Source organism: Subtercola boreus (assembly GCF_006716115.1).
Lineage (GTDB): Bacteria > Actinomycetota > Actinomycetes > Actinomycetales > Microbacteriaceae > Subtercola > Subtercola boreus.
On sequence record NZ_VFOO01000001.1, the window covers coordinates 3,161,789 to 3,184,752 of the forward strand.

At 65.8% G+C, this 22,964-nt stretch carries 24 protein-coding genes and 1 pseudogene; 17 read left to right on the top strand and 8 right to left on the bottom strand.

The genetic code is table 11. The annotated features are described in order from the left end of the window. The first annotated feature begins 43 nt into the window (after nt 1-43). The 8 genes from rpmH (at nt 44) to FB464_RS14710 (ending at nt 5,452) form a co-directional block, all read left to right on the top strand. Nucleotides 44-181 carry a 50S ribosomal protein L34 gene (gene rpmH / locus FB464_RS14675; protein ID WP_022895130.1) on the top strand — a complete coding sequence of 46 codons (138 nt, stop codon included), beginning with the start codon at nt 44-46 and terminating at the stop codon, nt 179-181. Nucleotides 182-220: 39 nt separating this feature from the next. Beyond that, entirely contained in the window at nt 221-577 is a 357-nt protein-coding gene (rnpA, locus tag FB464_RS14680; RefSeq protein WP_116416384.1) for a ribonuclease P protein component, read from the top strand. Nucleotides 578-618: 41 nt separating this feature from the next. After that, nucleotides 619-930 (top strand): membrane protein insertion efficiency factor YidD, encoded by a 312-nt coding sequence (yidD, locus tag FB464_RS14685; RefSeq protein ID WP_116416787.1) that lies wholly within the window; start codon nt 619-621, stop codon nt 928-930. Nucleotides 931-938: 8 nt separating this feature from the next. After that, nucleotides 939-1,913, top strand: a complete 975-nt coding sequence (yidC, locus tag FB464_RS14690; protein WP_116416383.1) for a membrane protein insertase YidC — start codon at nt 939-941, stop codon at nt 1,911-1,913. A gap of 137 nt (nt 1,914-2,050) precedes the next feature. Beyond that, nucleotides 2,051-2,557: a Jag family protein gene (locus tag FB464_RS14695; protein WP_211327506.1), complete on the top strand. Its 507-nt coding sequence runs from the start codon at nt 2,051-2,053 to the stop codon at nt 2,555-2,557. A gap of 170 nt (nt 2,558-2,727) precedes the next feature. Next, complete coding sequence (gene rsmG / locus FB464_RS14700; RefSeq protein WP_116416382.1) at nt 2,728-3,366, top strand: 16S rRNA (guanine(527)-N(7))-methyltransferase RsmG; 639 nt, start codon at nt 2,728-2,730, stop codon at nt 3,364-3,366. A 204-nt stretch (nt 3,367-3,570) separates the two neighbouring features. Next, a complete protein-coding gene (locus tag FB464_RS14705; RefSeq protein WP_116416381.1) occupies nt 3,571-4,482 on the top strand; it encodes a ParA family protein in 912 nt (303 codons plus the stop codon). After that, the gene (locus FB464_RS14710) at nt 4,475-5,452 is read left to right on the top strand and encodes a ParB/RepB/Spo0J family partition protein (protein WP_116416380.1); all 978 of its coding nucleotides are present in this window, start codon (nt 4,475-4,477) and stop codon (nt 5,450-5,452) included. Before FB464_RS14705 ends, FB464_RS14710 begins: the two co-directional genes overlap by 8 nt. Before the next feature lie 5 nt (nt 5,453-5,457). Here the strand turns inward: FB464_RS14710 and FB464_RS14715 are convergent, their stop codons facing one another. From FB464_RS14715 to trxB, 4 genes are all read right to left on the bottom strand, one after another. After that, the gene (locus tag FB464_RS14715) at nt 5,458-6,420 is read right to left on the bottom strand and encodes a D-alanine--D-alanine ligase family protein (RefSeq protein WP_116416379.1); all 963 of its coding nucleotides are present in this window, start codon (nt 6,418-6,420) and stop codon (nt 5,458-5,460) included. A gap of 2 nt (nt 6,421-6,422) precedes the next feature. Beyond that, nucleotides 6,423-7,757: an aminotransferase-like domain-containing protein gene (locus FB464_RS14720; protein ID WP_116416378.1), complete on the bottom strand. Its 1,335-nt coding sequence runs from the start codon at nt 7,755-7,757 to the stop codon at nt 6,423-6,425. A 132-nt stretch (nt 7,758-7,889) separates the two neighbouring features. Next, a complete protein-coding gene (gene trxA, locus FB464_RS14725; RefSeq protein ID WP_116416377.1) occupies nt 7,890-8,216 on the bottom strand; it encodes a thioredoxin in 327 nt (108 codons plus the stop codon). Between the two features lie 78 nt (nt 8,217-8,294). Then, entirely contained in the window at nt 8,295-9,296 is a 1,002-nt protein-coding gene (gene trxB / locus FB464_RS14730) for a thioredoxin-disulfide reductase (RefSeq protein ID WP_116416376.1), read from the bottom strand. Nucleotides 9,297-9,437: 141 nt separating this feature from the next. Between trxB and FB464_RS14735 the strand changes: the two genes are divergently transcribed. Further along, on the top strand, nt 9,438-10,232 hold the full coding sequence (locus tag FB464_RS14735) for an alpha/beta fold hydrolase (protein WP_116416375.1): 795 nt from the start codon (nt 9,438-9,440) through the stop codon (nt 10,230-10,232). On the opposite strand, the gene murJ is transcribed toward FB464_RS14735, so the two are convergent. Together murJ and FB464_RS14745 are read right to left on the bottom strand one after the other, a co-directional pair. After that, nucleotides 10,229-11,842 carry a murein biosynthesis integral membrane protein MurJ gene (gene murJ / locus FB464_RS14740; RefSeq protein WP_116416374.1) on the bottom strand — a complete coding sequence of 538 codons (1,614 nt, stop codon included), beginning with the start codon at nt 11,840-11,842 and terminating at the stop codon, nt 10,229-10,231. The genes FB464_RS14735 and murJ overlap by 4 nt on opposite strands. Then, the gene (locus tag FB464_RS14745) at nt 11,835-14,213 is read right to left on the bottom strand and encodes a DUF6049 family protein (RefSeq protein WP_116416373.1); all 2,379 of its coding nucleotides are present in this window, start codon (nt 14,211-14,213) and stop codon (nt 11,835-11,837) included. Before FB464_RS14745 ends, murJ begins: the two co-directional genes overlap by 8 nt. Before the next feature lie 79 nt (nt 14,214-14,292). Here FB464_RS14745 and FB464_RS14750 point away from each other — a divergent pair, with 79 nt between their 5' ends. Further along, a complete protein-coding gene (locus tag FB464_RS14750; RefSeq protein ID WP_116416372.1) occupies nt 14,293-15,723 on the top strand; it encodes a CCA tRNA nucleotidyltransferase in 1,431 nt (476 codons plus the stop codon). A gap of 44 nt (nt 15,724-15,767) precedes the next feature. On the opposite strand, the gene FB464_RS14755 is transcribed toward FB464_RS14750, so the two are convergent. Beyond that, entirely contained in the window at nt 15,768-16,844 is a 1,077-nt protein-coding gene (locus FB464_RS14755) for an inositol-3-phosphate synthase (protein WP_116416371.1), read from the bottom strand. 49 nt (nt 16,845-16,893) lie between these two features. After that, nucleotides 16,894-18,111 (bottom strand): glycosyltransferase, encoded by a 1,218-nt coding sequence (locus tag FB464_RS14760; RefSeq protein WP_170152023.1) that lies wholly within the window; start codon nt 18,109-18,111, stop codon nt 16,894-16,896. A 182-nt stretch (nt 18,112-18,293) separates the two neighbouring features. Between FB464_RS14760 and rpsF the strand changes: the two are divergent. The 7 genes and pseudogenes from rpsF to FB464_RS14795 form a co-directional block, all read left to right on the top strand. After that, nucleotides 18,294-18,623 (top strand): annotated as a pseudogene (rpsF, locus tag FB464_RS20520) (30S ribosomal protein S6); the annotation flags it as partial. Between the two features lie 204 nt (nt 18,624-18,827). Continuing rightward, nucleotides 18,828-19,349, top strand: a complete 522-nt coding sequence (locus FB464_RS14770) for a single-stranded DNA-binding protein (RefSeq protein WP_116416368.1) — start codon at nt 18,828-18,830, stop codon at nt 19,347-19,349. Nucleotides 19,350-19,379: 30 nt separating this feature from the next. Further along, nucleotides 19,380-19,643 carry a 30S ribosomal protein S18 gene (gene rpsR, locus FB464_RS14775; protein WP_104245567.1) on the top strand — a complete coding sequence of 88 codons (264 nt, stop codon included), beginning with the start codon at nt 19,380-19,382 and terminating at the stop codon, nt 19,641-19,643. Nucleotides 19,644-19,652: 9 nt separating this feature from the next. Then, complete coding sequence (gene rplI / locus FB464_RS14780) at nt 19,653-20,105, top strand: 50S ribosomal protein L9 (protein ID WP_116416367.1); 453 nt, start codon at nt 19,653-19,655, stop codon at nt 20,103-20,105. A 380-nt stretch (nt 20,106-20,485) separates the two neighbouring features. Then, nucleotides 20,486-21,862 (top strand): replicative DNA helicase, encoded by a 1,377-nt coding sequence (dnaB, locus tag FB464_RS14785; protein ID WP_116416366.1) that lies wholly within the window; start codon nt 20,486-20,488, stop codon nt 21,860-21,862. Nucleotides 21,863-21,946: 84 nt separating this feature from the next. Then, nucleotides 21,947-22,594, top strand: a complete 648-nt coding sequence (locus FB464_RS14790) for a DUF308 domain-containing protein (RefSeq protein WP_116416365.1) — start codon at nt 21,947-21,949, stop codon at nt 22,592-22,594. After that, nucleotides 22,591-22,893 (top strand): hypothetical protein, encoded by a 303-nt coding sequence (locus tag FB464_RS14795; protein WP_116416364.1) that lies wholly within the window; start codon nt 22,591-22,593, stop codon nt 22,891-22,893. Before FB464_RS14790 ends, FB464_RS14795 begins: the two co-directional genes overlap by 4 nt. Nucleotides 22,894-22,964: the final 71 nt, after the last annotated feature.

Sequence of the window (22,964 nt, forward strand, 5' to 3'; positions counted from 1 at the left end):
CGAAGCTTCCCGGCGCACATGGCTGGGCCACGGAGAACACATCATGAGCAAAAGAACTTTTCAGCCGAACAACCGTCGTCGCGCCAAGGTGCACGGCTTCCGCCTGCGTATGCGCACCCGTGCCGGACGCGCGATCCTCTCGGCTCGCCGTCGCAAGGGCCGTACCGAGCTCTCCGCGTAGTTCGTAGCGCGAAGACCTTCCAGACGATCCCCCCTCCCGGTGCTGGCCAAAACCGCTCGCGTGACGACAGCAGACGAATACCGTTCTGCCGTCCGTCGCGGTGCCAGATTCTCGGGGCCGAACACGGTGACATACGTGCACCGTGAAGATTCGGCCGGCCATCGGGATGGTTCGCCGGCACGATTCGGTTTCATCGTCTCGAAAGCGGTTGGTGTCGCAGTGACACGCAACCGCATTCGGCGACGGTTGAAGGCGGTCTGCTATTCGCTCCAGTCCACGGTCGAGCCGGGCATCGATATCGTCATCCGGGCGCTTCCGAGTGCCGCGACATCCAGTTTCGCCTCGCTCGAACGTGAAGTGACCCGTTCGTTCGCCAAGGCGAAGGTGTTGTCGTGAGTTCCTTAGCGGCTGGCCAGGGCGTGTCGGCCCTGTCGGTCATCCGTCTCTTGGCGATCGGCGTCTATCTCCTGCCGCGGAATGCTGCCGTTCTGCTGTTGAAGCTCTACCGGGCGGTCATCTCGCCGCTCTACGGTGATGTCTGCCGGTACTACCCTTCATGTTCGTCGTATACCCTGCAAGCGATCCAACAGCGGGGAATCCTGCTGGGAATCGCCCTCGGTCTGTACCGCCTCGTGCGCTGCCACCCGTGGGCGGCCGGCGGGATCGATGATGTTCCCCGCCCCCGCACGCAACACTTCCGTGTCACCAGATTCGGTTTCGTCGTAGCCAGTAGCCACGGAAAGGGCTAATCCGAAGCATGGACATCCCCGGTTTCATCAGCACCATCCTCTGGCCCATCAAGTGGGTCGTCGAGGGACTGCTCGTGCTCTTCCACACCGTGCTCACAGGGCTCGGGATGGATCCTGCCGAGGGTCTCACCTGGGTTCTGTCGATCGTCGGAATGGTGTTGGTCATCCGTGCTGCCCTGATTCCGATCTTCGTGCGCCAGATCAAGAGCCAGCGCAAGATGCTCGAAGTCGCGCCACAGCTGAAGAAGATCCAGGACAAGTACAAGGGCAAGAAGGACCAGTTCTCCCGCGAGGCCATGTCGCGCGAGACGATGGAGCTCTACAAGAAGACCGGTACGAACCCTCTGAGTTCGTGTCTTCCGCTGCTCCTCCAGATGCCGATCTTCTTCTCACTGTTCTCTGTGCTGAATGACGCCCAGAAGGGCACGGCCGGCGTCTTCTGGCTGAACTCCGACCTGGCCCTGCAGTTCGGAAACGCGAAGCTCTTCGGTGTTGCACCTCTGCACGAGAGCTTCCAGCAAGCCACCGTGACGGGTGATGTCGCCGTCATGATCATCGCGGTCATCATGGTGGTCCTGATGACCGGTTCGCAGTTCATCACGCAGCTGCAGATCATGTCGCGCAACCAGTCCCCGGAGGCCAAGAACAGCCCGATGTTCAAGCAGCAGCGCATCCTGCTGTACATCCTTCCGCTCGTCTTCGCGTTCTCCGGCTTCAGCTTCCCGCTCGGTGTCATGTTCTACTGGCTGACCTCGAACTTCTGGACGATGGGCCAGCAGTTCCTGGTGATCCGCAACATGCCGACACCGGGCAGTGAGGCTGCCAAGGCCCGCGAAATGCGGTTGGCGAAAAAGGGTAAATTGAACATCGCGACCGCCGCTGACGGCACCGTGAACCATGTTGTTCTCGAGGCGCCGAAGACGACGCAGCGTCAGCAGCCGGTCGGCAAGACCAGAGCGAAGAAGCAGGGTGAGAAGAAGTGAGCGACGTGAGCGAGATCAGCACGACCGACATCGAGCAGGACGTCGTGTCCGACGGCGCTGCTGGACTGAATGACTCCGCTGTGGTGGACGGTGCGGCTGCGGTGGATGGTGCGGCTGAGTTGAATGGTACGGCTGAGCTGGACAGTGCGGCTGAGCCGGGTTCTGCGAAGTCGGATGCTGACCCGCACGCTCTCGAAGACGAGGGCGACATCGCGGCGGACTACATCGAAGAGCTGCTCGACATCTGCGATCTCGACGGTGACATCGACATCGATGCCCGGGGCGGCAGAGCCTATGTCTCGGTCAATTCATCGGAAGACAGCAATCTCCGTCTGCTCTCCCAGCCCGACACCGTGCAGGCGCTACAGGAACTGACCCGTCTCGCAGTGCAGACTAAAACTGGCGGCTTCTCGCGGCTGATCCTGGATGTCGGTGGGAGCCGCAAGATTCGGGAAGCAGAACTGGCGCGCCTGGTGGCCTCAGCCGTCGATCGCCTCGAAGTCGGTGGCGAGGCCAGCGTGGCACTCGACCCGATGTCCTCCTACGAGCGCAAGGTCGTTCATGACCTCGTTGCCGAGCGCGGCTTCGTGTCGAACTCGGAGGGCGAAGGTCGCGATCGCCACACGGTGATCACTGCGGCCTGAATTGGATTTTCCAATTCAATAGTTTCACGTGAAACAGTCTGGCTTGCTTCAAGAATCTGAGTCGCTTCAAAAGGCTGAGTTGATCCGAGAGACTGTGGCCCGACAGATTCTTGCCCCGACCCACCGCAGCGCCACCTGGGTCGTCAGATATGAAAGGTCGTCGGTGATCGATGCCTGAGCTTCCTGAAGACCTCGAAGCAGAACCCAGCGTTGCCCCTGACCTGTTCGGTGACACGATCGCGAAGGCACGTCGTTTCACGGCAAACCTCGCTGTGCACGGGGAAGAGTACGGACTCATCGGTCCCCTGGAGCTGCCGCGTCTGTGGACCAGGCACATTCTGAATTGCGTGCTCGTGGCTCCCCTCCTCAACCCGGGTCGGGTTGGGGACATCGGCAGTGGCGCGGGTCTACCGGGTCTGGTCTTGGCAATAGCGCGACCCGATGTCGACTTTGTACTCATCGAGCCCATGGAGCGCCGGGTCAAGTGGCTGAACGACCAATCAGCCGAACTCGAGCTGGGCAACGTGACTGTCATGCGCGGGCGGGCCGAGGATGTCGGCTTCACGGGTGGACTGGATCAGATCACTGCTCGTGCGGTCAGTGCGTTTGCGAAGCTCATCCCGATGTGCGCTCCCCTGCTCCGTCCTGACGGTGAACTGGTGTTGATGAAGGGTGCTGGCGCTGCGGCGGAAATCGAAGCCGCCGCGAAGCAGATCAAGCGATTCAAGCTGACCGACGTCCAAGTGCGGGAACTCGGTACGGGCGTGCTCGACGATGTGACGCGGGTGATCACGGCTACGGTGCGTTGACGAGTGCTTCTGCCTTCGTTGCACCGTGTGCACAGTGCGGCCAGACACGCCGCCCGACTACGCGTTTACGGACACAGCCGGTACCTTGGTTGAGGCATGTTTCACGTGGAACATAGCAACAAACCGCTTCCACCCGCTCGTCGTTACCAATCCTCATAGCTACCACCCGTTCCATAATCACCACCCGTTCCACAGAGAGACCACATGACAAGCGAACCGATCGGCTACGACGCCTCGACACCGCTCGCGCGTGAAATCGCCGATCTCTCGCGCCGCCGTAAGGCTGCCGCAGCCGCAGAGTATCCTCTCCCCCGCCAGACTCGCGTGCTCACGATCGCGAATCAAAAGGGCGGCGTCGGTAAAACCACCACGACGGTGAATCTTGCGGCTGCAATGGCGAAATCGGGTGCGAAAGTACTGGTGGTGGATCTTGATCCTCAGGGCAATGCTTCGACAGCTGTCGGAGCCGACCATCGCGCCGAAATACCCAGCGTGTACGACGTACTCATCCATGACACTCCGCTCGAAGATGTCGTGCAGAGAAGTGCAGAGTTCGAACGACTCTTCTGTGTGCCGGCCACGATCCACCTTGCGGGCGCCGAAATCGAGCTCGTACCCATGGTCGCCCGCGAACTGCGCCTGAGGGAGAGTCTCGATGGCTACCTCCGGCGCGCAGAAGAGGCTGGCGATCCCTACCACTACGTGTTCATCGACTGCCCGCCATCGCTCGGCCTCCTGACCATCAATGCCTTCGTGGCCGCCCGGGAAGTGCTCATCCCGATCCAGTGCGAGTACTACGCGCTCGAAGGATTGAGCCAGCTTCTCTCCAACATCGCGCTCATCGAGAAGCACCTCAACCCGCACCTCGGGGTTTCGACCATTCTTTTGACCATGTACGACGGTCGGACCCGCCTGGCCACACAGGTTGCAGAGGATGTGCGAAATCACTTCCCCTCCGAGACGCTCACAGCGATCATCCCCCGTACTGTGCGCATTTCGGAGGCGCCCAGCTACGGACAGACGGTCATCAGCTACGATCCGCAGTCGACAGGTGCACTCTCGTACCTCGAAGCCGCATCAGAAATTGCACGAAGAGGAGCAGAACAACATGGCTAACCCCAAAAGGACAGGACTCGGTCGGGGAATCGGCTCCCTCATCCCCACACTCGACGAATCGCGCTCCGGAAGCCCAGTCGACGTCTTCTTCGCCGACCGGGGCGAGGCTGAGCCGGAACTGGTGTCCGTGCCGGGCGCACGCCTCGCGAGCCTCGACCCACAGAGTATCGTTCCGAATGCCAAGCAGCCCCGCACGGAATTCGACGCGGATGACCTCGCCGAGCTTGTCGCGTCCATCCGCGAGGTGGGCGTGCTCCAGCCGATCGTCGTACGCGAACTGACGAAGGTCGGCGCGGCCGAACAGCAGTACGAACTGGTCATGGGGGAGCGCCGGCTTCGGGCCAGCAAGGAACTCGGCCTCGAAACCATTCCCGCGGTGATCAAAGAGACCGCGGACGAGAACATGCTGCGGGATGCGTTGCTCGAGAACCTACACCGGTCGCAGCTCAACCCGCTGGAAGAGGCGTCGGCCTACCAGCAGCTCCTGGCGGACTTCGACATCACGCAGGACCAGCTCGCAACGCGCATCGGACGGTCCCGCCCGCAGATCACGAACACGATCCGGCTCCTGAAGCTCCCCACCGCCGTGCAGAAGCGAGTGGCAGCGGGTGTTCTCAGCGCGGGCCATGCGCGTGCGATCCTCTCGGTGGTCGACGCCGATGAGATGAACCGTCTCGCCGAGAAGATCGTCAACGAGGATCTTTCCGTTCGTGCCGCGGAGGCCGTGGCATCCAGAGCGCCGAAGTCGAAGCGGGTGCGCCCCACCGCCGGACGCCGCAACGATCACCTCGACGAGATCGCCGAGCGCCTCGGAGATCGCCTCAACACGCGGGTGAAAGTGAGCCTCGGGGCGACGAGGGGTCAGATTGTGATCGACTTCGCGACGATCCAGGATCTCAACCGGATCCTCGAAGAGATGGGCGAACCGACTTTCGGAACGCAGGAACCTCGGGGACCACGCTTCCAGTAGAGGGGTCAGCGGGCGTCGCGGATCGCGACCTCGCCGATCGCCTCATACACCGCGCCGAGGTCGAGCCCAGCAGCGAGGATCCCTTGCGGAACGAGAGAAGTCTCCGTCAGACCCGGGAGCACGTTCGCCTCGAGGAACCAGGGGGTACCCTCTGAATCGATGATCAGGTCGATTCGGGAAAGGTGCCGGAGGCCGAGCGTCTGGTGGATGGCGAGGGCCGCTTCGGATGCCACTTCTGCCACCGAATCATCCAACCGCGCGGGCGTGAAGAACTGGGTCTCGCCGGCACTGTACCGCGCCTCGAAAGAGTAAACCCCTGATCGGGGCACGATTTCGACAGCAGGAAGAGCGAACGGACCCGACCCGGTGTCGATGACACCGATCGAGACTTCGGTGCCGAAGACCTTGCGTTCGATGAGCGCTGTTTCGCCGTAGGTGTAGGCGTCGACGACCGCACGCGGCAGATCTCCCGCTTCGGTGACCACGGTGACACCCTGCGCTGAACCACCCATCGCCGGCTTCACGACGACGGGTGTGCCGAGGTGCTGGAGTACCCCTTCGAGAACCTGCGTCGCACCGAGCTCGCGGAACGTCTCACGAGGAAGGGTGATCGACTCAGGCGTCTGGTACCCGGCGCGAGCCACCAGCACTTTCGCGGTTGGCTTGTGCCAAGCCAGTTGGGCGGCCGCGGCCTCAGATCCGACGTAGGCGAGGCCCTGGGCATCCAGAAGCGCTCGAAGCGACCCGTCTTCGCCGCTCGCACCGTGCAGCGCGGGCCAGACCAGGTCGGGAGACTGCGCGGCCAGCGACGCGAGGAGGGTGGAGTCGGGCTCGCGCATGGTCACCCGGTGACCACGAGAGATCAACGAATCGGCAACCCGCCGCCCGGACCGCAGCGATACGTCACGTTCGTGGGAGAGTCCCCCGGCCAGTACGACGACGGTTCGGGGTGCTGTGGTGTCGGTCATTGTCAGTCCATGTCTGGTGGTGGGGCAGAGAACGAGGGGGAAGTCCGGATGGTCGCGAGCGGACCCGTCGCGTGGAATGTCTCGAGCAGGTCGATCTCGCCGTTGATGACGGTGGTGAGCCGACGGATGCCGAGTTTGATCTGGTCGGGTGTCGGGTAGCAGTACGACAGCCGGATCTTGTTCCGCCCTCCGCCGTCTGCGTAGAACGCGGTGCCCGGCGTGTAGGCGACGAGCTCCTTCACCGCGCGGGGGAGCATCTGCTTGGTGTCGAGGTAGTCGGGCAGGGTGAGCCAGACGTAGAAACCGCCGTTGGGGTTGGTCCAGCTGAGCTCCGGCAGGTATTCGGTGAGAGCGGAGAGCATCGTGTTCTTCCGCTCTTCATAGACACCCCGGAAAGTGTTGATCTGACCTTTCCAGTCGGCCGTTTCGAGGTATTCGGAGATGACGAGCTGGCTGAAGGAGCTAGGGCAGAGGATCGCGGATTCTGCGGCCAGAACCAGCTTCTCCCGAATCGCATGCGGTGCGATTGCCCATCCGATGCGGAATCCGGGTGCCAGGGTCTTGGAAAACGAACCCAGGTAGATGACACCCTCGTCTTCGGTACTGCGGAGGGACTGGGGTGGCGGGCCATCGAAGTAGAGCAGGCCGTAGGGGTTGTCCTCGAGCACCAGGATGCCCTCCGACCGGCAGATCTGCAGAACCTCTTCGCGGCGGGACGCGGAGAGTGTGACGCCGGCGGGGTTGTGGAAGTTGGGGATCGTGTAGAGGAACTTGATCGTACGACCGGACGCGCGCACGCGCGCGATCGCCTCCCGCAGGGCATCCGGAATCAGCCCGTCGTCGTCCATCAGCACATGCTCGATGTCGGCCTGGTACGAGCGGAAGACGCCGATGGCCCCGACGTAGCTCGGCGCTTCGGCGAGGATCACATCGCCCGGATTGATGAAGAGCTTGGTGATCAGGTCGAGTGCCTGCTGGGAACCCGTCGTGACGACGACATCGTCGACGCTGCCCCGGATGCCCTCCAGAGCCATCACTTCGAGGATGTGCTCGCGGAGCTTCGGTACGCCCTGCCCGGAGCCGTACTGCAGCGCGACGGGCCCCTGTTCGACCATGACACGATTCATGGCATCGATGACGAGTTCGCGGGGGAGGGCGGAGACGTAGGGCATCCCGCCGGCCAGGGAGACGACCTCGGGCCGCGAGGCCACGGCGAACAGGGCCCGCACCTCGGAGACAGAGAGGCCGGCGGCCCGTTCTGCGTAGTTGTTGTACCAGGGATCGAGGTTGGTTCCCGATGACGACGGGGTGTTTTGGCTGCTCACGTGCACTTCCATCAAGAGGCGAAATTCCATGCTATCGAAAAAGAAAAAGGGTCCGGACCCACATCGTGTGGTCCGGACCCTGGAGCCGGGGGGAGCAGCTGTGCTGCCGGCCCCCGGGCCTGTGGTGCTGTCGTGACCCTCGCTCTAGGCGAGGTAGGCGGCCAGGTCGCTCTCGAGAGCGGCCTTCGGCTTGGCGCCGATGATGGTCTTGACGACCTCACCGCCGCGGTAGACCTTCATCGCGGGGATCGAGGTGATCTGGTACTTCGCCGCGGTCTGCGGGTTCTCGTCGACGTTCAGCTTGACGATCTTGATCTTGCTGGAGTGTTCGGAGGCGATCTGATCGAGGATCGGCGACACAGCGCGGCACGGGCCACACCATTCGGCCCAGAAGTCGACGAGGATCGTCTCGTCGGAGTTCAGAACGTCGGCTTCGAAGCTGGCATCGGTTACTGCGGAGGCACTTGACATGGTGTTCTCACTTTCTTGTTGACAGAAAAAGGCTTTTGATCAGGGTTTTCAGATCAAGGTTTCAGGACTGGCGGCAGCTCAGGACCGAGTCGACTGCAGCGACTCGACGAGCTCGATCTCCGCCTCGGCTTCACGCAGCTCGGCGATGGCGGAAGCTTCAGCCAGACCCGCCAGGTAGTGTTCGGCGTCGAGGGCGGCCACGGTGCCGGAGGCCGCGGCAGTGGCGGCCTGGCGGTAGGTGTCGTCGATCACGTCACCGGCCGCGAAGACACCGGCGATGTTGGTCTTCGAGGAGCGACCCGCGACGGCGATGGTGCCCGAAGTGGTGAGGTCGAGCTGGCCGTGCACCAGGTGCGTGCGCGGGTCGTTGCCGATCGCGACGAAGAGGCCCTGCACCGGCAGCTCGCTCCGTTCACCGGTGACCGTGTTCTCGAGCTTCAGGCTCTCGACCGTGTTCTCGCCGTTGATGCCGACGACGGCCGTGTTGAAGACGAACTCGATCTTCTCGTTCGCGAAGGCGCGCTCCTGCATGATCTTGGATGCCCGCAGCGTGTCTTTGCGGTGGATGAGGTACACCTTGTCTGCGAAACGCGTCAGGAAGGTCGCCTCCTCCATCGCCGAGTCGCCACCACCGATGACGGCGATGGTCTTCTTCTTGAAGAAGAACCCGTCGCAGGTGGCGCACCAGGAGACGCCGCGGCCGCTCAGTCGCTCTTCGTCTTCGAGACCGAGCTTGCGGTAGGCGGACCCTGTGGAGAAGATGACGGCCGGGGCTTCGAAGTCACCGCTGTAACCGGTGCTCACCTTCTTGACGTCACCTGAGAAGTCGACGCTGGTCACGTCGTCGAGCAGAACCTCGGTGCCGAACTTCTCAGCCTGCTCCTGCAGTTTCGTCATGAGGTCGGGACCCTGGATGCCCTCGGGGAAGCCCGGGAAGTTCTCGACCTCCGTGGTCTTCATCAGTTCGCCGCCGGCCTCGACACTGGAGGCGATGAGCAGGGGCTCGAGGCCCGCCCGCGCGGCGTAGATTGCGGCGGTGAACCCGGCAGGACCGGACCCGATGATGATGATCTGACGCATCGACAAGCTCCTTGGTTGCGGTGACGGCGTCACCGGCTTCTCTACTACTGAGATGTTCAACACATCCTATCCGCCGGGTATTCCAGCGCCATGGGCTTGTCCACAGGCACGGAGCAGCCGGCACAGCGGCATGATGGGAGGGTGAGCGAAGCCTTCAATCCCGTCGACGGTACCCGCATCGCCTACCAGGAGACCGGCACCGGCAGCCCAATCGTCCTGGTGCACGGTTCTGCCCTCTCGCGGGCCATCTGGCGGGGGTTCGGCTATGTGAAGGCGCTCCGGGACGACCACCGCCTCATCCTCGTCGACATGCGCGGCCACGGCCTGAGCGGCAAGCCTCACGGGCAGGCCGACTACGCCATGTCGCTCGTGATCGAGGATCTGCTCGCGGTCTACGAGGCGGCGGACATCCCTGCGGCCCACTTCATGGGGTACTCGTTCGGCGCGCGCGTCGGCTTCTCGCTCGCAGACTCCCACCCCGAGCGGATGCTGTCGTTCATCTCGGCCGGCGGTACCTACCGGATCGATGAGGGCGCGGTGAGTTCCCTGTTCTTCCCGGGGTACGACGAAGCCCTCGAATCGGGCGGGATGCGGGCGTTCGTGAATGGCTGGGAGGCTCAGGCGGGCGTCACCATCGATCCGGCGACGACGAACGCCTTCCTCGCGAACGACCCGGTCGCCCTCCAGGCGTATTTCCGACAGTTGGCTGTGGAACAGGGTGTGGAGGAGAAGAGGCTGACGGGCATCCGCACACCGACACTGCTGCTGGCCGGTACGGATGACCGGCAGCGCTACCTCGATTCCGAGCGTGCTGCGGGGCTGATGCCGAACGCCCGGTTCGAGCCGCTGCCCGGCCGCGGGCACGGTGACACGCTGTTCCCGTCGGGTCCGGTGCTGGAGCTCGTGAAGGGCTTTCTGGCGGAGCAGCCGGTCTAGGAGCGCCGCACCCGGCGGAGGATCGGGCCGAGCGCCTCGCTCAGCTCGTTCGACCGCACCACCCGCAGGGCGACGGCGTACACCCCGAGCATCACTGCGCCGATCAGCACCATCGAGAGGATCGCCTGCACTCGGCCCGACATGGCGAAACCGCCGTCCAGGCTGCCGCCGAGCAGGAGGAAGACCACGACGCCGGCAGCCGATGCGGGGAGGGCGGCCAGAGCATCCTTGCCGAAGCTCGAGACGGTGCGCCGGAGCCCCCCGCCGAGCCTGCGGTGCAGGAGGATGCCGACGAGCAGCGCCTGCATCACACCGGCGATCGAGAGTGTCAGGGCGACGGCCGAGCCCACCAGGTCTTTCGGCACGAACCAGAGCACGAGGAGGCAGCCGAGCGCGAACACCACAGACTGGAAGAGGTTGGTGAAGAACGGCGTGCGGGTGTCGCCCAAGGCGAAGAACGCCCGCTGGAGCACGAAGAGGATGCTGAACGCCGGCAGCCCGATGACGAACGCGAGGAGAACGTTGCCGATCGCGAGGGCGCCCGCGTAGTCCTCGGCGAACACGCGGCCGAACGGATACGCGGCCACCAGCAGCACGACGGCGGCGAGGGCCATCACGACGGTGATCTGGCGGATGGATGCCCCGATGTCCGCCCGCACGAGGTCGAGCCGCTTGGCGCTGGCGTTCTCGCTCATCCGAGTGAAGTACGCCGTGGCGATCGAGACGGCGACGATCGAGTGCGGGAGCATGAAGATCAGCCACGCGTACTGGAGCACGGCCACCGAGGCGTCGCTGCCCGAGGCGGTGGAGACCACGTTCGTCTCGACGAGCCCTGCCCCGGTGGTGACCAGGATCATGCCGAACGACCAGCCCGCGATGCGCCCGGTCTGCGCGAGACCGACGCCCCGCCAGCGGAAATCGGGCCGGTAGCTGAGGCCCACCCGCCGCCAGAAGGCGAAGAGGATGAGTCCCTGGATGGCGATGCCGAGGGTGGCGGAACCTGCGAGCAGGGCGATCGAGTCCGGTGTCCACCACGAGTAGGGGCGGAGACCTGCGGCATCGGAGCCGTAGATGCTGAGGAAGACGACGAGCCCGGCCAGGGCGACTACGTTGTTCACGATCGGAGCGAGGGTGAACGGGCCGAACGAATTGCGGGCGTTCAGTACCTCGCCGAGGATCGTGTAGACCCCGTAGAAGAAGATCTGCGGCAGGCACCAGTAGGCGAAGGATGTCGCGAGGGCGGCCTGCTCGGGGGCGAAGTCGTGCACCGTGATCGACACCAGCCACGGCGCGAGCAGGGTGGCGACGAGGGCCGCGACGGCCAGCACAGCCAGGGCGATGGTGACGAGCTTGTTGATGTAGGCCCTGCCGCCGTCGAGGTGCAGGGCGCTCTGTACGATCTGAGGCACCAGCACAGCGCTGAGGGCACCGCCTGCGACGATGACGTAGATGGTGTTCGGAAGCTGGTTGGCGGCAGCGAACGCGTCGCCGATCGCGAAGACGCCGATCGCCTGGATCAGCACGATGGTCTTCACGAAGCCGAGGATGCGGGAGACGATCGTTCCGCCGGCGAGAAGGGCGCTCGAACGGCCGATGCTGCGCTCAGCCACGGTGCTCCTCGGAGGTGTCGGTGGGGGCCGGCTCGGCAGCGGAACGATCGTCGGGGCCCGGCTCGGCAGGGGCCGGCTCGCCAGCGGCCTGCGCTGCCTTCGCCCGCCGCCGCTTCAGTACCTGGCGTACGATGCCGAAAGCCAGCAGCGCGGCCGCCAGAATGGCGATCACGATCGTTCCGATGCCCTCCCAGTCGGCACTCACGTTGATCTGGCGCGGTGCGGCCTGGTTGATGGGGATGCCCGACGGGCTGAAGAGTTCGAGGCGCAGGTCGACCTGGCCACTCGCTACCGCCGCCTTCACCGGGACTCGCGCTGTCTTCTGCGACTTCGCCTCGACGACGACCTCGATGCGCCCGGGCTCGACGACGAGCCGGCCGTTCGACGGGGTCACCTGCAGTTCGACGGTCACCGCCTGGTTGAGGTCGTTGCTGATCAGCACCGGAACTTCACTGCTGGTGGCGAAGAGGTTGATGTTGCTGCCGTCGATGATCTTCACCGAGTCGAGTGTCGTGCGGGTGAGGGTTGCGTAGTCGGCCTCGGCTGCGGTGCGCCCGGTCGGGTCGGCCGACCAGGACTGGGCGAGCACGGCCAGCAGGGTCGAGCGCTGCCTGCCCGTGAGCAGATCGGGTTGCGCCAGGACCGTGGCGAACTCGCCGACCTGGCGTTCGTAGTCGAGCATCGCCATCACGGTCTGCACCCGTGCGGCCGGTTCGTCGCTGTTCTTCACGCTGACGCCGAGGGCGGGTACGCTCAGCACGTCGGCGAGGCCCCGGTCGGAGGCCCAGGGCAGGGACTCGACGAGGTCGAGGGCCCTGGCCACCCCGAACGCCGTGGCGGGAACCTCCCGGCCGAGGTCGACCACGAGGGCGGGGGCCGTGGATCCGCCCTGTGCGCTGACGATCGCGAGGATTCCCGAGACCTCGGCCAACGCGGCGGCGAGCCCCGTGTCGGTGGTCGCCGCGGTGGCCTTCTGCAGAGCATCCGAGAGCCCTGCGTCGACGATGACCGCATTTTTGTCGCCGATGGTGGCGGGGGCACTGGGCGTCAGCCCGTCTTCCGATGCCGGCAGGGCGACGTTGTCGGAGCTGAGGATGCTCGTGCTGAGCCCTCCGGCTGCGAAGAAGTTGAGGTCGTCTGTCGTCACGGTGCCGGCAGCGGGCCAGGCGAGGTCGGTCCGGGTGTAGTTCCACGCGGTCAGGGCGGCGAAGGTCGGGAGAGTGCCGGCGGTCGGGACCGTGGTCGAGGTGGGGCTCGGTGTCGGGGACGCCGCGGCGGGATCGGCGGGGGACGTCGCCGCCGTGGAGCCGGCCGCGACTCCATCCTCCGTGGTCGTGGCAGCCACCTGGCCGGGCAGGGTGAACGGATCGGGCGTCGGCAGGGTCTGGAAGTTCGCGGCCTGCAGGGCGTAGTCGAAGGAGGACGGCGTGAGCAGGGACGCTGCACCCGCCTGGCGTTCCACCGCGATGTCGGAGTCGGCGTAGGAGAGCGCGAAGGTGGGATTCGCGGCGGCCGCGAGCCGGGCCAGCCAGTCGAGCGACGACTGCGGGGCCGCGGTGCCGAGCACCCGGATCGACACGATGACCATGGGGTCGATCGCGAGCGTCACCGGTCGGTCGACGACCGATTCGAGCTTGCGGGTGAGCACTCCGCCGGCGGCCGTGTAACTCTCGAGCTGCGCCGCGGTGAGGAGGCCCTGGCTGCCGGCCGGCACGGTGAGCGGCATGATGGCGGCGACGGCTGTCTCGCGCGCGGGGGCGTCGGCCGACCACACGATGGTGTTGCGCGCGTCGACGACGGTGGTGCCGGCGGTGTAGCCCGCCTCGATGCCGTAGGCGCCGAAGGAGCCGAGCCCGAGCTGGGCGGCAGGCAGCGACACCCGGAAGGTGCCGGTCGACCCGGGGGCGAGTGCGGGGGTCGCGACATCCGCCGCCACGGAATCGCGCGACTGCGTGGCGCCCGTCGAGGGGGTCAGCCAGTTGTCCAGGGCGTCCCGCGACCCGAGTTCGGCACGATCGAGCCAGAGGTGGATGCTCCCCGATAACAGCGCGTCGGCCGTCGTGTTGCTGATGCTCACCGAGACGGCCAGGTCTGCGCCGGGAGCCAGCACGCCGTTGTTGTCGGGCGCGAGCGCGACGGCGACGGTGCCCGTGGCTGCGGCGGTCTCGGTGGCCGTTCCCTCGGTGACCGCGGTCTCTGTGGGTGCCGGTGCGGGGGCGGCGTCCGCCGGGCGGGTGCCGCCGAGCATCCAGAGCAGCGTGAGCAGAACGATGGTGAGAACCGCGGCGAGACGTCGGGACCGGCCCGCCGGGGCCAGCCGGAAGTCACGTCTCGGGCTGCGGCGGACGCCCGAATCTAACGCCGCATCCATGCCTGTGATTCTAGGGTGTCGGCCTGAAGAGGTCGGGTGCGCCTCGCTGGCCGGCAGGTTCGGCCAGTAGGGTAACGGGGTGCGTTCCGTGGCAGACTCCCTCAGTTTCCTGGCCGACCTGGCCGGAAGGCCGCCCATCTCCGTGCTCGCAGAGGCCTTCCACGCGGCGGGGCACGACCTCGCGCTCGTGGGCGGGCCGGTTCGCGATGCGTTCCTCGGCAGGGCCGTGCACGACCTCGACCTGACCACCGATGCGACGCCCGACGAGATCCTCCGCATCGTGAAACCGCTCGCCGACGCGCACTGGGACATCGGCCGGGCCTACGGCACGATCGGTGCCCGCATCGGCGGGGAGACCGTCGAGATCACGACGTACCGTTCGGATGTCTACGACCAGGCCAGTCGTAAACCTTCCGTCGAGTTCGGCACCTCACTCGAGGCCGACCTGCTGCGCCGCGACTTCACCGTCAACGCTCTCGCGCTGAAGCTGCCCGAGCTGGTGCTCGTCGACCCGTCGGGCGGCATGGATGACCTGCTGGCCGGTGTGCTCAGAACACCGTCGACGCCCGAAGTCTCGTTCGGCGACGACCCACTCCGCATGCTGCGGGCCGTGCGTTTCACCGCGCAGCTCGGTTTCACGGTCGACGACGAGACCCGTTTCGCCCTCGACGAGATGGCGGGGCGCATCGAGATCATCAGCGCCGAGCGGGTGAACGAGGAGCTGAGCAAACTCCTGCTCTCCCCCGCCCCCCGCCGCGGGATCGAACTTCTGGTGGAATCGGGCCTGGCCGCCTTCGTGCTGCCCGAGATCCCGGCGCTCAGCCTGGAGATGGACGAACACCACCACCACAAAGACGTGTACCAGCACAGCCTGACCGTGCTCGACCAGGCCATCGACCTGGAGCGCTCGCGGCAGTTCGACGGCGCGCCCGACCTCGTGCTGCGGCTTGCCGCGCTGCTGCACGACATCGGCAAGCCGGCGACCCGGCGCCTCGAACCCGGTGGCGTGGTGTCGTTCCACCACCACGACCTGGTCGGGTCGAAGCTGGCGAAGAAGCGGCTGAAGGCGCTGCGGTTCGACAACGACACGATCGCGGCGGTCTCCCGCCTGATCGAGCTGCACCTGCGGTTCTTCGGCTACACCGACGGTGCGTGGACCGACTCGGCGGTGCGCCGCTACGTTCGGGATGCAGGGCCCCTGCTCGAACGCCTGCACATCCTGGTGCGGGCTGATGTGACCACCCGCAACGTGCGGAAGGCCGACCGCCTGTCATTCGCCTACGACGACCTCGAGGCGCGGATCGCCGAACTCGCCTCGCAGGAGGAGCTCGACTCCACCCGCCCCGACCTGAACGGTGAGCAGATCATGGCGATCCTCGGGCTCGCACCCGGCCGCGAGGTCGGCGAGGCCTACCGGTTCCTGCTGGAGCTGCGCCTCGAGGAGGGGCCGCTCGGTGAGGAGGAGGCGACCCGCCGCCTGCTCGCTTGGGCGAGCGCGCGACCGGCCTGAACGGCCGTCCGCCCCAGCGCGGCGCACACGCCAGCCGTTAGCCGCTAGGAGCCGGAGTTGTCGGCGATGAAGGCTTCGAGCAGGGCCCGGGCCTCGTCGTCGGGGTGCTGCACCGACGGGGACTTCATGAAGTAGGCCGACGCCGACTCGACCGGCCCGCCGAGGCCCGCATCACGCGCGATGGCCGCAGCCCGCAGGGCGTCGATGACGACGCCGGCCGAGTTCGGCGAGTCCCAGACCTCGAGCTTGTACTCGAGGCTGATCGGCGCATTGCCGAACCCGTGGCCCTCCAGCCGCACGAAGGCGAACTTGCGGTCATCCAGCCACGGCACATGGTCGCTCGGCCCGATGTGGATGTCGCGCTCCGGCAGCTCGATGTCGATGTTGCTCGTCACCGCCTGCGTCTTCGAGATCTTCTTCGACTGCAGGCGCTTGCGCTCGAGCATGTTCTTGAAGTCCATGTTGCCGCCCACGTTGAGCTGGTAGGTGTGGTCGAGTTGGATGCCGCGGCTCTCCATCAACCGTGCGAGCACCCGGTGGGTGATGGTCGCCCCGACCTGGCTCTTGATGTCGTCGCCCACGATGGGCACGCCCGCAGCGCGGAACTTCTCGGCCCAGACCGGATCGCTCGCCACGAACACCGGCACGGCGTTCACGAACGCGACACCGGCATCGATGGCGGCCTGCGCGTAGGTCTTCACGGCGTCATCGGACCCGACCGGGAGGTAGCAGACCAGCACGTCGGCACCGCTCTCGCGAAGCGCGGCGACCACGTCGACCTCGGGCGCATCCGACTCGTCGACCACCAGGCGGTAGTACTCCCCCAGGCCGTCGAGCGTCGGGCCTCGCTGCACGGTCACGCCCGAGGGGGCAACATCGGCGAACTTCAACGTGTTGTTCTCGCTCGCCCAGATGGCGTCTGCGAGGTCGAGTCCGACCTTGGCCGCATCGACGTCGAACGCGGCGACGAACTCGATGTCACCGACGTGGTAGCGGCCGAACTGCACGTGCATGAGCCCGGGAACGGTCTCGTCGAAGGGGGCGTCCCGGTAGAAGGTGACGCCCTGCACCAGGGAGTTCGCGCAGTTTCCGACGCCGGCGATTGCGACTTTGATACCCATGGAGCCCGTACTTCTCTCGACTGTTGACGTGTGGCAAGCGCTGAACAGCTTAGCTTTCCGAACGGGAGGTACTCTCTCCGAGCGCATGCTGGTATGCCGCGAGGGTGAGCTCAGCCGTCAGCCGCCAGGTGTGCAGCGCCGCGTGCCGGGCTGCCGACGCCGAGAGTTCCTCCAGCTGCACGGAGTCGCCGAGCAACCGGTCGATGGTCTCGCCCCAGACGGCGGGGTCGCGGGTGCCGAGCAGCAGGCCGGTCGAGAGATGGATGACCGAACTCCCCGTTCCGGTGCCCCGGGACGCGATGACGGGGGTGCCCGACGCCGCGGCCTCGAGCGCGACCAGCCCGAAGGTCTCGGAGTGCGACGGGATGAGCAGCAGGGCGGACTCCCTGATCAGGAGGGCCGCGACATCCCGGGCCTGGGTGCCGGCGAAGACCACGTCGTCCGCCAGCCCGAGCTCGTCGACGAGGGTGTGCAGCGACCGTTCATACTTCTTCTCCCCGGGGGTCGGCGCACCGGCGATGGTCAGGAGCGGTCGGCGCTCGGCGGGGATGGTGGCCAGGGCGCGGATGGCGAGATCCTGCCCCTTCAGCGGCTGGATGCGGCCGAGGGTCAGGATGCGCGGGCGCGAGCCGCGCCGTCGTTCTGCCCCCTTCTCCGGCCCCGGGTGGAACAGCCCCGTGTCGACCCCGGGCGGAACCACCAGCACCCGCCCGGGCTCGGCGCCGTACGCCCGCAGGATGGCCGAGCGCTCCTCGGCGGTCGACGAGAGAGTGACTGACGACTCGAGCACCAGCCGCTGCTCGCCCCAGAGGCGCTCGGCGGGTTCCGGCCGGTCACCGGGAGCGAGGTGCTCGTTCTTCAGGGCGGCGACGGTGTGCAGGCTCTGGATGTGCGGAATGCCCTGCTCCTCGGCCACCGTCAGTGCGGCGGCACCCGACAACCAGTAGTGCGAATGGAGGAGGTCGAAGCGGGGCAGCGCCCGGAGGGCATCCCGGAACGCATACATGTGACGGGCCAGCTCGTCTTTCGGCACCGGCTCGAGTGGTCCGGCCCGCAGGAAGCGCACGGGCACCCCGGCCGCCGTGTACCCGGTCTCCGGATGATCGGGGCTGGCCGCCCGCGTGAGCAGTTCGACCTCGAGTCCGAGTCGTGCGAGCTCCTCGGCCACCGCCACCACGTAGACGTTCAGTCCTCCGGCGTCACCCGATCCGGGCGTCTCCAGAGGAGAGGTGTGCAACGACACCAGACCTACGCGCTTGAGACCCACGGAGGTCACTCTATCGGCGACCCACCGTTCGGAGACCCGATCTGGTAGGCTCTACAGGTTGTCTACACCCAGTGGGGTTCTCCCACGCGGGTCGTGACTGCTGCACACACCCTCCTGCCACAGAAATTCTGTGGCCGATCTAGTCCAAAGGAGGTGGGTTAGTGACGCACAAATACGAACTCATGGTCATCCTCGATCCAGAAATCGATGAGCGCACCGTGGCTCCGAGCCTCGACAAGTTCCTGAACGTCATCCGCAAGGATGGCGGCTCCGTCGACAACGTCGACATCTGGGGACGCCGTCGCCTGGCTTACGAGATCAACAAGAAGACCGAAGGTATCTACGCCGTCGTGAAGCTGACTGCAACGGCAGACTCCACCAAGGAGCTCGACCGCCAGCTGAAGCTGTCCGAAGCCGTCATGCGCACCAAGGTGCTGCGTGCCGAAGAGGCCATCGCCCAGGTCGCCGAAGCTGCGAAGCTCGCCGAGGCCAAGGCTGCCCGTGCTGCCGCGAACCCGAAGACCCCGTCGTCGGCTCCGTCTGCGTCGGCTCCCTCCGCGTCCTCGTCGTCGGCTCCCGCCGGCAAGTCCGCCGCACCTGCTGCCGCTCCGGCCGCTCGCGCTGCTGCTGCCGTCAAGGCCGCTTCGAGCAAGCCTGCCGCTGACGCGGCGCCGGCTGCTGCCCCTGCCGCTGCTGCAACCGCTGAGTAGTCGACAATGGCTGGCGAAACCGTAATCACCGTGGTCGGCAACCTCACCGGCGACCCCGAGCTGCGTTACACGCAGAACGGGCTGGCGGTTGCCAACTTCACCATCGCTTCCACGCCGCGCACCTTCGACCGTGCGTCGAACGACTGGAAAGACGGCGAAGCACTGTTCCTTCGTGCAAGTGTCTGGCGTGAATTCGCCGAGCACGTGGCCGGATCGCTGACGAAGGGTTCCCGTGTCGTCGCGACCGGTCGCCTCCGCCAGCGCTCCTACGAGACGAAAGAGGGCGAGAAGCGCACCTCCATCGAGCTCGAGGTCGACGAAATCGGTCCCAGCCTCCGTTATGCGACGGCCCAGGTCACCCGTGCCTCCTCCTCCGGCAACGCCGGTGGCGGTGGCGGCGGTCGTGGCCAGGTCGCCAGTGGCGGCGACGAGCCGTGGGCCGCAAGCGCGCCCGCTACGGCTACCTCCGGTGGCGGCGCTGATGTCTGGAACACTCCGGGCAGCTACAGCGACGAAACCCCCTTCTAAACTTCACCTTTTTCAGAAAGCAGACCAACCATGGCTGGAAAGAGCAGCGGCGATCGCCGCAAGCCGATCCGCAAGGGTAAGGACGGCAAGAATGCCGCCCCCGCGAAGTCGATCCGCGTCGGCGTCATCGACTACAAAGACGTCAACACCCTTCGCAAGTTCATCTCCGAGCGCGGAAAGATCCGTGCCCGTCGTATCACCGGCGTCTCCGTGCAGGAGCAGCGCCTCATCGCCCGTGCAGTCAAGAACGCCCGCGAGATGGCCCTGCTGCCGTACGCCGGCTCGGGCAGGTAGGAATCCACAATGTCGAAACTCATTCTCACGCACGAGGTCTCCGGCCTCGGTTCAGCAGGTGATGTGGTCGAGGTCAAGAACGGCTTCGCACGCAACTACCTGATCCCCCAGGGCTTCGCGGTGACGTGGAGCCGCGGTGGCGAGAAGCAGATCGAATCGATCAAGGCTGCCCGCTCCGCACGTGAACTCAAGACCATCGAAGAGGCCCAGCACCTCAAGCAGGTTCTCGAGAACAACGTCGTCAAGCTGTCCGTCAAGGCCGGCAAGGAAGGGCGCCTGTTCGGGTCCATCAAGACGAGCGCGATCGCCGACGCGGTGGCTGCTGCCGGCTTCGGATCGATTGATCGCCGCAAGGTCGAGATCACCTCGCCGATCAAGGCCACGGGCACCCACGAGGCTTCCATTCGCCTCCGTGACGACCTGAGCGCGACCATCACCATCCAGGTCGTGGCTGCAAAATAAGCTGTAACCCAAAGGAGGGAGTCGCTGGAATGCGACTCCCTCCTTTGGCGTTTTTGTCAAGTGTTTTGTACACAGGGCGTGTCGCAATCTCAACGTTCAACCGTGTGTTCAGACATCCGTCAGTCCACAGGTAGGGGAAAGACAAAATGGCTGGTCAAGAGGCTGTTGCCAAGAAAAATTAGTTTGTTGTACACAGCCGATTCCACAGGTTGTGCACAAGACGCGCCGTGTTTCCCGTCTTAATTCCACAGAGTTGTGCACAGGACGATTTGTGCCGGGTTCCGAAGGCTTCCTAGTCTTGGCCCGCAGCTCTCGCGTGTCATGTCGCCCGGATGTCAGACGGTGACGGTAAGCCTGAGACCACGAGAAGAGGAGTCCCGGTGTCGATAGCGCATCTCGGCCTGACCGGCGAAACGCGGTCGATCGGCGAGACCCGGGGCCACGAGCGCACTCCCCCGCACGACCTGCTCGCGGAGCAGAGTGCCCTCGGCGGAATGCTGCTCAGCAAAGACGCGGTCGCAGACGTCGTCGAAGTCGTCCGCGGTGCGGACTTCTACATTCCGAAGCACGAGTTCGTGTTCGACGCGATCCTGAACCTGTACTCGCACGGCGAGCCCACCGACGTCATCGCGGTGACCGACGAGCTGACGAAGTCGGGCGACCTCACCCGTGCGGGCGGGGCAGAGTACCTGCACACGCTCACGAGCCTCGTGCCGACCGCGGCGAACGCGGGGTACTACGCATCCATCGTCGCCGAGAAGGCGATCCTCCGGCGCCTCGTGGAGGCCGGTACGCGCATCGTGCAGATGGGCTACGCCAGCGAGGGCGAAGTGATGGACCTGGTGAACAACGCCCAGGCCGAGATCTACGCGGTCAACGGCAACACCGAGACCGAGGACTACGTTCCCCTGACGACCGCCGTGAACGCGGCCATCGACGAGATCGAGGCGGCCAAGGGTCGCGAGGGCCAGATGACGGGCGTGCCCACCGGCTTCGCCGAACTCGACATGCTGACCAACGGCCTGCACCCCGGGCAGCTCATCATCGTCGCTGCCCGCCCCGCGCTCGGAAAGTCGACGCTCGCCCTCGACTTCGCGCGCGCGGCATCCATCAAACACGACATGCCCTCCATCTTCTTCTCGCTCGAGATGGGGCGGAGTGAGATCGCGATGCGACTGCTCTCCGCCGAGTCATCCATTCCCCTGCAGAACATGCGAAAGGGAACGGTCGAGAGCAACGACTGGACCAAGATCGCGGCCACCCGCGGGCGCATCAACGACTCGCCGCTCTACATCGACGACAGCCCCAACATGACGCTCGTCGAGATCCGGGCCAAGTGCCGGCGCCTGAAGCAGCGTGTGGGCCTCAAGATGGTCATCATCGACTACCTGCAGCTGATGACGTCGGGCAAGCGCGTCGAATCGCGTCAGCAGGAGGTCAGTGAGTTCTCCCGGGCCCTCAAGCTGATGGCCAAGGAACTCCAGGTGCCGGTCATCGCCCTGTCCCAGCTGAACCGTGGCCCCGAGCAGCGCGCCGACAAGAAGCCCGCCCTCTCCGACCTCCGTGAGTCGGGCTCCCTCGAGCAGGACGCGGACATGGTCATCCTGCTGCACCGTGAGAGCGCCTACGAGAAAGACAACCCGCGCGCCGGCGAGGCCGACCTCATCGTGGCCAAGCACCGAAACGGGCCCACCGCCACGGTCACCGTCGGCTTCCACGGCCACTTCTCGCGCTTCGCGGACATGCCGCACGCCTGACGCGGGCCGGGTGGGCGGGCGGGGAGCTCACAGGCCGCGCGCAATACAATGGAGGGTCAACACTTCGAGAAGAGGCCATTTCAGGTGAGCAGCCAGGCAGCACGCGCGGAAGGTCGATCGCCCTACTGGGGCGTACCGGTCGCCCGGGCCATCCCTGCGCTCGTCGTGGGAGTGTTCCTCGCCTTCAGCCTCAACCACTCAGCGCAGGTGGGACTGTTCGTGTTCGGTTCCTACGCGGTGGTCTCCGGCGTGCTAGTACTGGTGCTCTCGCCGCGACAGGTGGCCGTGCGGGTCACCCGCCGGCTCTTTGTCGCGCAGGGTGTCGTCGGCATCGTGGTCGGCGTGCTCGCGCTGGTGTTCAACCAGGGCGGGGTCCCGTACTTCCTCTACCTCGTCACGCTCTTCGCGGCGCTCACCGGTTTCCTGGAGCTCTATGCGGGGCTCCGCAGCCGGCCGCGCCGCGCGGTCGTCGACCGGGGTGCGGCGGGTGGCGCGCCCGATGAGCGCGCGACCGATGCGCTCGCCTCGAAGGACTGGCTGGCCGTCGGCGGGTTCACTGCCGTGCTCGCGCTCGTGTTCCTGGTGCTCCCGCTCGACGTCGTGACCGCTGTCGGGCTGTTCGGCGGGTACGCCGTCATCCTCGCCATCTTCCTCGTGATCGGTGGGTTGTCCCTCCGCTGGGGACACCAGGTCGATCACACTGCTCCGCTGAACCAGGAAACGACCTCGTGACTTCTGAAGATCCGAAACCGCCCACCCGCCGCGAGATCCTGAAGCCGGTCGAGTTGGTGCTGCTGTCTGCGGGCCTCGCCGTCTTCGTGGGCGTGACCGTGCTGCTGGCGACGCGCCAACCGCTGCTGGCCGTGGTCTTCTTCGGCATCGCGTTCATCGTCTCCCTGGTGGTGATCGCGATGTTCACGCTGACGTTCAAGCCGAACGCCGCCGAGCAGCAGGAGCTGCAGGGCGAAGACGAGGCCGGCGCCGGTGGCGTGGCCGGTCCCTACCTCGGCCCGGGGCCGAAGGGTCACTGACCGAGCGAATCGGCGGAGCTGGGCCGACACGACGGCGTGGACAGACGCGTGCCGCCTGAAGTTCGCCCGTT